General features: G+C 68.7%; 10 protein-coding genes. 1 reads left to right on the top strand and 9 read right to left on the bottom strand.

The window, feature by feature from the left end:
* Positions 1 to 42 precede the first annotated feature (42 nt).
* The 4 genes from Q0L11_RS05740 to Q0L11_RS05725 form a co-directional block, all read right to left on the bottom strand.
* Positions 43 to 477, bottom strand: coding sequence for a DoxX family protein (locus Q0L11_RS05740; protein ID WP_296595984.1), 435 nt, complete (start codon positions 475 to 477; stop codon positions 43 to 45).
* Between the two features lie 198 nt (positions 478 to 675).
* Complete coding sequence (locus tag Q0L11_RS05735) at positions 676 to 1,506, bottom strand: flagellin (RefSeq protein WP_296595983.1); 831 nt, start codon at positions 1,504 to 1,506, stop codon at positions 676 to 678.
* Between the two features lie 130 nt (positions 1,507 to 1,636).
* Entirely contained in the window at positions 1,637 to 3,703 is a 2,067-nt protein-coding gene (locus Q0L11_RS05730; protein ID WP_296595982.1) for a discoidin domain-containing protein, read from the bottom strand.
* A 4-nt stretch (positions 3,704 to 3,707) separates the two neighbouring features.
* Positions 3,708 to 5,639, bottom strand: coding sequence for a CocE/NonD family hydrolase (locus Q0L11_RS05725; protein WP_296595981.1), 1,932 nt, complete (start codon positions 5,637 to 5,639; stop codon positions 3,708 to 3,710).
* 58 nt (positions 5,640 to 5,697) lie between these two features.
* On the opposite strand from Q0L11_RS05725, the gene Q0L11_RS05720 reads away from it, so the two are divergent.
* The gene (locus Q0L11_RS05720) at positions 5,698 to 7,482 is read left to right on the top strand and encodes a DUF885 family protein (protein ID WP_296595979.1); all 1,785 of its coding nucleotides are present in this window, start codon (positions 5,698 to 5,700) and stop codon (positions 7,480 to 7,482) included.
* A 37-nt stretch (positions 7,483 to 7,519) separates the two neighbouring features.
* Here the strand turns inward: Q0L11_RS05720 and purQ are convergent, their stop codons facing one another.
* The 5 genes from purQ to Q0L11_RS05695 all read right to left on the bottom strand — a co-directional run.
* Positions 7,520 to 8,182, bottom strand: a complete 663-nt coding sequence (purQ, locus tag Q0L11_RS05715; RefSeq protein ID WP_296595978.1) for a phosphoribosylformylglycinamidine synthase subunit PurQ — start codon at positions 8,180 to 8,182, stop codon at positions 7,520 to 7,522.
* Positions 8,182 to 8,667, bottom strand: coding sequence for a DUF3291 domain-containing protein (locus tag Q0L11_RS05710; RefSeq protein WP_296595976.1), 486 nt, complete (start codon positions 8,665 to 8,667; stop codon positions 8,182 to 8,184). The genes purQ and Q0L11_RS05710 overlap by 1 nt, the downstream gene beginning before the upstream one ends.
* Positions 8,664 to 9,038 carry a hypothetical protein gene (locus Q0L11_RS05705; protein ID WP_296595975.1) on the bottom strand — a complete coding sequence of 125 codons (375 nt, stop codon included), beginning with the start codon at positions 9,036 to 9,038 and terminating at the stop codon, positions 8,664 to 8,666. Before Q0L11_RS05705 ends, Q0L11_RS05710 begins: the two co-directional genes overlap by 4 nt.
* 74 nt (positions 9,039 to 9,112) lie before the next feature.
* The gene (purS, locus tag Q0L11_RS05700) at positions 9,113 to 9,352 is read right to left on the bottom strand and encodes a phosphoribosylformylglycinamidine synthase subunit PurS (RefSeq protein ID WP_296595973.1); all 240 of its coding nucleotides are present in this window, start codon (positions 9,350 to 9,352) and stop codon (positions 9,113 to 9,115) included.
* Positions 9,352 to 9,944, bottom strand: a 593-nt coding sequence (locus Q0L11_RS05695) for a phosphoribosylaminoimidazolesuccinocarboxamide synthase (protein ID WP_296595972.1), incomplete at its 5' end; no start/stop codon positions are given. The genes purS and Q0L11_RS05695, both read right to left, overlap by 1 nt.

Here is a 9,944-nt window from a genome sequence, read left to right as displayed (position 1 = left end):
CACGGTCATAGCCGGCAGATTGTGGACCTGCCGCCGGGGCATTCAACCGTCGGCGGACATGGCGGGGCGAGACGGGCGAAGGGGCCAGCTCACGACGCCGCTCGCGAACAGGGGCCACCAGATGAGGACCGGCTGAAAGGCCAGGCGCGGGCCGTGATACCACCAGCTGTCCGGCAGCGGTGGGACGTGGACGCCCCAGAAGGCGTGATAGGCGTTCGCCGGCCAGACGCAGAGGGCGTAGAGCGCGAGCATTCGCCCGGCCCAGCGGCGCGTCGGCGGGATCAGCAGGCCAGCCGCGCCGGCGATCTCGCAGACCCCGGTGAGGGCCACGATCGCCTCGGGGAAGGGGATCGCCGGCGGCATGATCCGCAGGAAGCCGCCCGGCGACCGCAGGTGAAGGATGCCGGCCGCCAGATAGAAGGCGGCCAGGACGAGGCTCAGGAGCAGCCGGAGCAGGTCGAGGCGGGTGCGGGGCATCGGTCCATCTGGCAGGCGCGGCGCCGGGGTTCAATGTGCGGCCGGTCTGGGACGCTATGGAGAGGCCGGCGGGCTTTGCGGGCGCGGTGATCCGTGACGCGATATGGCTGCAGGGTATCGAAGGGACTTTGCCTCCTCTCCCCCTGCAGGAGCAAAGAAGGGGCGAAAGCCAACCTTCCCTGCGCCGGCTTCGCGCGCCTACTGGAACAACTGCAGCAGGTAGCTGGGCTGCTGGTTGGCGATGCGCATGGCCATGATGGCGAGCTGCTGGCGGACCTGGAGGGCCTGCCAGCGGGCGCTTTCCTTGGCGAGGTCGGCGTCGACGAGATTGCCGACGCCCGCTTCCAGGGCGTCCTGCTGCTTGTTCACGAACTTGAGGTGGCTCTCGAGGGCCTTGGAGCCCGTGCCGAGGCGGGAGATGGCGTTGTTGACGTTGGTGGTCACCGACGTGATGTCCGAGACCGTGGTCGGGGAGAAGCTGCCCAGCAGGTCGGGCGGCAGGGCCGACATCAGCGAGCCGCCGGTGGACAGGTCGATATGGGCGACGTCGATGGTGGAGGTCGCGTTGGTGTTGGCCAGGGCGCGCACCTGGTCCGTCGAGCCGCCGCCGGCCAGCAGGTTCAGGCCCCCGAAGCCGGCGTTCTGGACCGCGATGTCGATCTGCTTGCGCAGGGCGAGGTAGTTTTCGTTGATCGCCGTGCGGGCGGGGTCGGAGGCCGGGTAGTCGGCGGCGGAGACCGCCAGCTCCTTCATCTGGTTGAGCAGGTCGGAGACGTTCTCGGCGGCGTTGAGGGCGGTGTCGACCACCGACATCCCGCGCTGGAGCGAGCCTATGACGGAGTCGAGGCCCTTGATCTCGGCGCGCTGGTTCTGGGCGATGGCCCAGATCGCCGGGTTGTCCTTGACGCTGTTGACCTTCTTGCCGGTGGTGATGCGCATCTGCACTTCAGCCATCTCGGCATTGATCGCGTTGAACGTCGCGATGGCGGCCATCGCGCCGACGTTCGTATTGATGCTGTTGTACGGCATCACGCGACCCAGACACTTTTCGGGACGGCCCGGAGGCCGTGGGACGTTCTGCCCCGCGCAGATCTTCGCGGCACAGCCTTAGGTAAGCGTTACCGCACGGCGTTACGCGTAACCTGTTTTTCCAGCATGGTTAGCGGGCGAGGACGACGGCCAGCGCGGCCGGCGGCAGGTGGAGCGCGGTCCCCGGAGCCAGCGCCAGGTGCTCGGGCGGCAGGTTTCTTCCCGGCCGGCTCTTCGGCCCGTCGTCGATCCAGGAATACTGCGCCGAGGAATAGCGCCAGGCCTCGGCCGGGCCGCGCACGGCGTCGATAGCGAGGTCGTAGCCGGCCCGGGCGTCGCGGTTGACCAGCAGCACGGCAAGGCGGCCGTCCGGGCGGCGGACGGGGAAGGCCTGGACGCCCGGCGCGCCCTCAACGCGGGCCGCGTAGAGCTGGTGCTGGCCGGTCGGCTGGAGCCAGCGGCCGGTGATGAGGCGGGCGGTCTGGTAGGTAGCGGTGGACTGGGCCGCCTGGCCGGCGGCGCCGGCGGTCCAAAGCATCAGGTTCCCGTAGCCGGCGCAGGGCTGGTGCTGGTTGACCGGCTCGTTGGGGCCGTAGCCGAAGAGGTAGGCGCCGTCTCCGCCCGCGGTGAGGAACTGGCCCACGATGTCGGCCATCAGCAGGGCGGCGGGCATCTCGGATTCGGCGCGGCCGGAGAAGGCCGAGAAGCCGTACTCGGCGATATGCCAGGGGATCGTGGTGGGGACGCCCTCGGCCGCGACGCGCGACATGAGGCCGGAGAGGAGGGCGTCGGCGCCGACCAGCTTGCCGTAGATGTCGCCGCAGATGTCGTCGAACGGATAGAACTCGAAGGAGAAGAACTGCAGGTCGGCGAGGCGGCCGCGGCTCTTCAGGTAACGAACGAAACGGCCGTTCCACGAGCGCAGCGGCTCGGGGTCCATCCAGGTGTCGGTGAGGCCGCTCTGCAGGCTGGGGCCGCCCAGAGGGACGCGGGCGTCTATCCGGCGGATGGCGTCGACGCCCTGGAGGTAGAGCGCGCCATAGTCCTCGGCGTCGACGTACTGACCGTCGGGCTCCTCGCCGATTTCGACGCGGGCGATGGGGTAGTGGCGGGCCTTGAGCCAGGCGATCTCGGCCGCGGCGTTCTCGGGCGTGTCGTAGAAGATCCCGACCGGGACCATGACCGGCAGGCCATTGGTCAGGCCGCTGGCGAAGACGCGGTCCAGGCCGGGCTGCTCCAGGTCGAGGTTGCGGTCGATGGCGCGGTGCCAGGGGTCGGTGGACGAGACGTGGGCGAGGCTTTGGCCGTCGTGGCTGGCGGCGTGGCGGACGGCGTCGTGGAAGACGCCGTCGGGGCCCGTGCGACCGAAGCCGACCTCCCGCACCGCGTAGCCGATGCGGTCGCGCCGGTCCGTGGCGTCGGCGGGGGCCGTGCCGGAGCCTTCCTGCATCAGGACGCGGACGAAGGCGGTGGGCGTGGCCGATGGGCCGAGAGCGAGGCGGACGTGACCGCCGCGGCCATCGGTGACCGCGCCGTGGGGGAACGTCGCCCAGCGGCCGGCAGGATCGTACTCGTCGCGGCCGGTCCAGTACTGGACCTCGTAGCGGCGGGCGTAGGGCTCGCCCCAGGCGATGTCGGCCGTGTCGACCACCTGCGGGTCGCCCAGTTCGAGGACGAGCCATTGCGGGCGGGTGGGCGCCTTGACGTAGACCGTATCGAGGTAGGGGTTCGACTTCCAGAAGGTGGCCAGGTCGCCGTCGTCGAGCTTCGACCAGGCGGTGTTGTTGGCGTTGTCGACCGTGTCGCCGCGGCGGGGCAGGTCGTAGCCCCACGAGACCTTGATGGGGGCGCCGGGACGCGCGCTGGAGGTCCAGTAGCCCTGACGGCGGGCCGGGTCGCTCCAGGTTCCCTCGGGGTTCCAGTGCCAGGCGGCGATGCCGAGCTCGGTGCGCAGACGGTAGGTGAGGGGGCGCAGGCCCGCGCCGGTCATGGCGCGGACGTTGTGCGGGGTGAGCAGGGCGTCGGTCCCGCCGCGCCAGGCGCCGTCGATGCCCGCGCCCAGCGCCTGCTCCGGCCGGAAGGTGTTGCGCAGTCCGGCGGGTGACAGGTCGACGACCACGCGGGCCGGCGCGGCTGCGCCTGGGCCGGCGGCGAGGGCCGCCGCGGCCAGCGCGAGGGCGCCGAACGCAGGGCGCATCGGCCTATTGGACCGGCACGACCGGCAGTTCGATCGACGAGGCGGTGTCGCCCGTCAGGTAGATGCGCTGGGTCGCCTTCCTGTAGTCGGACGGCTTGGCGTAGAAGATGTTCGGCACGAAGGTCTGCGGGTTCCGGTCGTAGAGCGGGAACCAGCTCGATTGCACCTGCACCATGATCCGGTGGCCAGGCTTGAACACGTGGTTCGTGGGCGGCAGCTCGTAGCGGTACTTCTGGACCTTGCCGGCCGGGATCGGCGACGGCTTCTCGAAGCTCTCGCGGTAGCGGCCGCGGAAGATCTCCATGGCGACGCCCAGCTCGTAGCCGCCCATCGGCGGGTCGGACGGTACGGCGTCGGGATAGACGTCGATCAGCTTCACGACCCAATCGCTGTCCGTGCCCGACGTCGAGGCGAAGAGGTTCACGACCGGCTCGCCCGAGATCTTCATCGGGGCCTTGAGCGGCTCGGTGACGAAGGTGAGCACGTCGGGGCGGCCGTCCACGTGACGCTGGTCGGACGACAGCCAGTAGCGCCACTGGTCGGCGTCGTCCCAGCGGACCGGGCGGCGGACATAGGGCACCGGCTTGGCGGGATCGGAGACGTATTCCTCATAGGCCGCGCCCGAGGTCGGCTTGTCGAAGGACAGGCCGAGACCCGGCGTCAGGTAGATCGGTTTCATCGCCGCCGCGCAGCCGCTCTCGCAGGCCTGGGGGTATTTCTGCAGCGAATTCCAGGCCATGGCGCCGGAATCGAAGATGAACACCGGCGGGATGTCGGCCTTGGGCGCGTTCGTCTTCAGGTGGCTGTCGAGGAACGGCTTCATCACCCGGGTGCGGAACTCGGTGGCGGTGTCGCCGGGCAGCTTGAGGTTCGGGCCGAGCTGGCGCTGCTCGTAGTTGACGCCCGAGTGCCGCCAGGGGCCGAGCGCCAGGAAGTTCATGTCGTTGTTCGTGTCCTTGGGCTCCACGGCCTTGTAGGTGTGGATGGCGCCGTAGATGTCCTCCTGGTCCCACAGCGCGCCGACCCAGAGGGTGGGCACCTTCAGCGGCTGCTTCGCCAGGATCTTGTCGAGGGCCTGGCCCTGCCACCAGGCGTCGTACGACGGGTGCTCGGCGATCTTGCGCCAGGCGGGGATCTGGTCGAGGCCCGCGGCCTTGGCGTAGTCGCCGGCCGAGCCCGCGCGAAGAAAGTTGTCGTAGTCGTCGAACGACTGGCGCGGGATGTCGTCGCCCTCGCCCTTCACCGTCATCTGGCTGGTGAACCAGTCGAAGTTGGTGGTGCGGAAGGCGCCGTTCTGGAACCAGTCGTCGCCCATCCAGCCGTCGACCATCGGGCTCTGCGGCACGGCGGCCTTCAGCGCCGGGTGCGGGTTGATCAGCGCCATGGCGGCGGTGAAGCCCGGATAGGACGAGCCGATCACGCCGACGCGGCCGTTGGTCTCAGGCGTGTGCTTCACCAGCCAGTCGATGGTGTCGTAGGCGTCGGTGGCGTGGTCGACTTCGCTGGAATTGAGCGGACCGCGCAGGGGGCGATTGAGGACGTACTCGCCCTCCGAGCCGTACTTGCCGCGGACGTCCTGGTACACGCGGATATAGCCGTCCGCGAGGAACGGCTCGTCCATCTGCGAGCCGGTGGCGGCCGCGTGGGGCGAGAGCGCGCGCTGGGCCGACTTCCGCGCGTTGTAGGGCGTGCGCGTCAGCAGGATCGGCGCATCCTTCGCCCCCTTGGGGATGATCATCACCGTGTAGAGCTTCACCCCGTCACGCATGGGGATCATCTCGACGCGCTTTACGTAGTCGTACGACGCCGTCGGCCACTGGAAGTCCTTGGCGATGTCGGGCGTCATGGTGGGCGTCTGGGCCGTCGAGACGGGCGCCGAAACCAGCGAAAGGGCGAGCGCGGCGCAGCCGGCCGCTAGCGAAGCGGGGAGATTCATGCTCCGACCGTAGCAAGACGCGGATCGGTTCGCGACAGCTTGTGGAGGGCATGGGGCGATGCGTGCGGGAATCCTGGCCGGAGCGGTGATGGCCGGCCTTCTGGCGACGACGGCGCCGGCCGCCTTTGCTGCGCCGACGGCTGCGGATACGGCGTTCAAGGCGCTCTACGAGAAGGAATGGGCCTGGCGGCAGGAGGAACTGGCGCGCAGCGATGGCCCCGAGGACGACACCCTGGCCCCGCGCCTGCCGCACGTGGACGCCGCCAGCCAGGAGAAGCGGCTGGCGTACTGGCGGGATGTGCGCAAGCGCCTGGACGGCATCGCGCTGAAGGACCTCTCGCCCGAGCAGCGGGTGAACTATCAGGTCTATCGCGACCAGATCGACGTGCTGATCAACCAGCAGCGGTTCCACGAGTACGAGAAGCCGTTCAACTCGGACTCCTCGTTCTGGTCGAACTTTAACTACAAGGCCCGCCGCACCTTCATCGGCGCCAAGGACTACGAGAACTACATCTCGCAGCTGCGTGACATCCCGCGCTATTTCGGCGAGCAGCAGGTCAACATGCGGGCGGGGCTGAAGCGGGGCTTCACGCCGCCGAAGGCGACGCTGGTGGGCCGCGAGGTCTCGGTCTCGGCCACCGTGGACGCCAAGTCTGCGGAGGACACCTTGTTCTGGGAGCCCTTCAAGAAGATGCCGGCGTCGATTCCGGCGGAGCAACAGGCCGCGCTCAAGGCCGAGGCGAAGCGGACGATCGAGGGCGAGGTGAAGCCCGCCTACGCCACGCTGCTGACGTTCCTGCGCGAGGAGTACATCCCGGGCGCGACCGACACCCTGGCGGCCGAGGCGCTGCCGGACGGCAAGGCCTACTACCAGGCGCAGATCAAGGAGTTCGCCACCGTCGACCTGACGCCGGAGCAGATCCACCAACTGGGCCTCTCCGAGGTGGCGAAGATCCGGGCGCAGATGGAGGAGGTGCGCAAGGAGACGGGCTTTGCGGGCGACCTGCCGGCGTTCTTCGCCTACCTGCGCAGCGATCCGAAATTTTACCCCAAGACCGAGCAGGAACTGCTGAACACCGGCGCGTGGATCTCCAAGCGGGTGGACGGCAAGCTGGGGGCCTACTTCGGCTGGCTGCCGCGCAGCCGGTTCACGATCATCCCGGTGCCGCCGGACATGGCGCCGTTCTACACCTCGGCCCGGGGCGGCAAGAGCGCCTACCTGATCAACACCTACAACCTGCCGTCGCGGCCGCTCTACAACATGACGGCGCTGACGCTGCACGAGTCCGCGCCGGGCCACTCGCTGCAGGGGGCGCTGGCGGAGGAGCAGAGCGGGCTGCCGGACTTCCGCCGCTACGTCTACATCTCGGCCTTCGGCGAGGGCTGGGCGCTGTACTGCGAGTACCTAGGGCTGGAGATGGGGATGTACGACACCCCCTACGATCGCTTCGGCTACCTGACGTTCCAGATGTGGCGGGCGGCGCGCCTTGTGGTGGACACCGGCATCCACCACAAGGGCTGGACGCGGGCGCAGGCGATCCAGTTCCTGCACGACAACACCGCGCTGTCGGACCACGACATCGAGATCGAGGTGGACCGCTACATCTCCTGGCCGGGCCAGGCGGTCAGCTACTATCTGGGCATGCTGGCGATCAAGGACGCTCGGGTGCGGGCCGAGAAGGCGCTGGGGCCGAAGTTCGATATCCGCGCCTTCCACGACACGGTGCTGTCGATGGGCAGCGTACCCCTGCCGGTGCTGCAGGCCCGCATCGACCAGTTCATCGCCGAGGGCGGGCGCGATCCGATGCCGGTGGACTTCCAGAAGGAAAAGAAGGGGCCTTGAGACGACCGCGCCCTTCTCGCGCAAGGGGAGAAGGGGCTCAGGCGCTGGCGAGGGCGCTTTGGAAGAGGATGGCGCCGTCGGCGCTGCCGAGTTCGGGTTCGAAGGCGCGGTCGGGGTGGGGCATGAGGCCCAGGACGTTGCCGGCCTTGTTGACGATGCCGGCGATGTCGCGGGCCGAGCCGTTGGGGTTGTTGAGGTAGCGGAAGACCACCTGGCCCTCGCCCTCCAGTCGGTCCAGCGTCTCGTCGTCGGCGAAGAAATTGCCCTCGCCGTTGCCCACCGTCATCGTCGCCTGGCGGCGGCCCTGGTACCCAGCGGTGAAGCGGGTCTGGCTGTTGGTGACCTCGAGGTCGACGGCCTTGCAGACGTACTTGAGCTTCTCGTTGCGCAGCAGGGCGCCCGGCAGCATCCCCATCTCGCACAGCACCTGGAAGCCGTTGCAGATGCCCACGGTGGCGACGCCGCGATCGGCGGCGGCCCGAACCTCGGACATCACGGGCGAGAGCGCGGCCATGGCGCCGCAGCGCAGGTAGTCGCCGTAGGAGAAGCCGCCGGGCAGGACGATCAGGTCCAGGCCCGCCGGCAGGGCGGTGTCGCCGTGCCAGACCATCTCCACCTGGGCGCCCGTCGAGCGCTCGATCGCCACCTTGCAGTCGCGGTCGCAGTTGGAACCCGGGAAGACGATGACGGCGGCTTTCATCAGGCGCACTTGTCCAGAATGGGCGCGACCGGCGTGGCGTCGGGCGCGGGGAAGGGGTTGCGGAACGTGAACGCCGCAGGGGAGGGGCCGAGGCGCTCCAGCGTCTCCAGCCTGGCCAGACCTTCCTCGATGGAAGGCGTGTGGCCGGCCGGAACCCACCAGAGGGCCATATAGACCTGCATGGCCTCGAACCACTCGCGCCGGCGGCGCATGATGTCGCGATGGGCGCTCCGATAGACGTAACCGGCGAGCGCGTCCATGCCGGTCCAAACGCTCATGTTCACGGCGAACAGCGGATCGTCGGGCTTCGGCTGGATGTCGGTGGCGTTGTTGCCTTCGCCCACCAGCCGCCAGACGAAGCCGGGCGTGGCCTCGGCCAGCGCGTTGATGCGGTCGAGGTTGTTCTTGAAGTCGGCGATCTGGGGGTGGTCGACGGGCTGCAGCAGGCGGCCGACGTTGATCTCGGCGAGGTGGAAGCCGGTCATTTCTCGCGCGTCCAGTGCTTCAGGCTGTCCAGGTAGGCGTGGAGCTGGTCGTAACCCTTGCGGTCGCCGTACGGGCAGCCGGTGGTGACGACGTCCGACCCCCTGGCCTTCTGCATCATGATCGCCGGATGCCCCGGAGCGCCCGGCTTGGTGATCAGATAGGAGGTCCGGCCGTCGGCGCTACTGGTGAAGGTGTAGGGCTCGGCGGGGTCGTCGGGCGCAGGGACCATGTGCGGCTGGGCGCGGATCGCCGCGGCCTGGGCCTCGAACGGCTTGGCGCAGTCGAGGTCGAGGTAGGTGATTGGCGGCTCGGCCGGCTTGGAGCAGGCGGCGAGGCTGAGGGCGACAGCCAGGCCGAAAGGCTTCAGCACCTGCGCCGCCCTCTCCCTACCCACTCCCTCGCCGAGTCGCCGGGGGAGTGGAGGGGGCGGCGGCGCGGCCCGCACTAGGCCAGCTCCACCCGGTAGCTTTCGATGACCGTGTTCGCGAGCAGCTTCTCGCACATGGCCTTCACCTCGGCCTCGGCGGCGGCCTTGTCGCCGGACTGGAGGTCGAACTCGATGGTCTTGCCGACCCGGACGTGCTCGACGCCGCCCCAGCCGAGGCCGTGCAGCGCCTGCTCGACCGCCTTGCCCTGGACGTCGAGGACGCCCGGCTTGAGGAAGACGTGGACTTTCGCGCGCACTAGTGGAGGCCCCCCTGAATCACGGTGGGCATCTCCTTCATGATCCCGAGCCGGCGCGCAACCTCGGTGTAGCTCTCGATCACATTGCCGAGGTCGCGGCGAAAGCGGTCCTTGTCGAGCTTCTCGTTGGTTGCCGTATCCCAGAGCCGGCAGCTATCGGGGCTGATCTCGTCGGCCAGGATGATGCGCGCGAAGTCGTTCTCGTAGATGCGGCCGAACTCGACCTTGAAGTCCACGAGGGTGATGCCGACGCCGGCGAACAGGCCGGTGAGGAAGTCGTTCACCCGCAGGGTGAGCGCCATCATGTCGTCGATCTCCTGGGTCGAGGCCCAGTTGAAGGCGGTGATGTGCTCCTCCGAGACCATCGGGTCGTGGAGCTTGTCGTCCTTCAGGTAGAACTCGATGATCGAGCGGGGGAGGGGTTGCCCCTCGGGAAGTCCGTAGCGCGTGCTGAGCGAGCCGGCCGCGACGTTGCGGCACACCACCTCGAGGGGGATGATCTCCACCTCCTTGATGAGCTGCTCGCGCAGGTTCAGCCGCTTGATGAAGTGGTTCTGAACCCCGATCGAGTTCAGCTTGGTCATGATGTATT

The organism is Phenylobacterium sp. (assembly GCF_024508875.1).
GTDB lineage: Bacteria > Pseudomonadota > Alphaproteobacteria > Caulobacterales > Caulobacteraceae > Phenylobacterium.
The sequence above is the reverse complement of the archived record's forward strand: the minus strand, read 5'-3'. Positions and strand labels throughout refer to the sequence as shown.

Bases quoted from the DNA above. Each gene is read 5' to 3' on its own strand.
- Q0L11_RS05735 (WP_296595983.1), bottom strand. From the start codon at position 1,506: ATGCCGTACAACAGCATCAATACGAACGTCGGCGCGATGGCCGCCATC.
- Q0L11_RS05720 (WP_296595979.1), top strand. From the start codon at position 5,698: ATGCGTGCGGGAATCCTGGCCGGAGCGGTGATGGCCGGCCTTCTGGCG.
- Q0L11_RS05725 (WP_296595981.1), bottom strand. From the start codon at position 5,639: ATGAATCTCCCCGCTTCGCTAGCGGCCGGCTGCGCCGCGCTCGCCCTT.
- Q0L11_RS05710 (WP_296595976.1), bottom strand. From the start codon at position 8,667: ATGACCGGCTTCCACCTCGCCGAGATCAACGTCGGCCGCCTGCTGCAG.
- purQ (WP_296595978.1), bottom strand. From the start codon at position 8,182: ATGAAAGCCGCCGTCATCGTCTTCCCGGGTTCCAACTGCGACCGCGAC.
- Q0L11_RS05730 (WP_296595982.1), bottom strand. From the start codon at position 3,703: ATGCGCCCTGCGTTCGGCGCCCTCGCGCTGGCCGCGGCGGCCCTCGCC.
- Q0L11_RS05740 (WP_296595984.1), bottom strand. From the start codon at position 477: ATGCCCCGCACCCGCCTCGACCTGCTCCGGCTGCTCCTGAGCCTCGTC.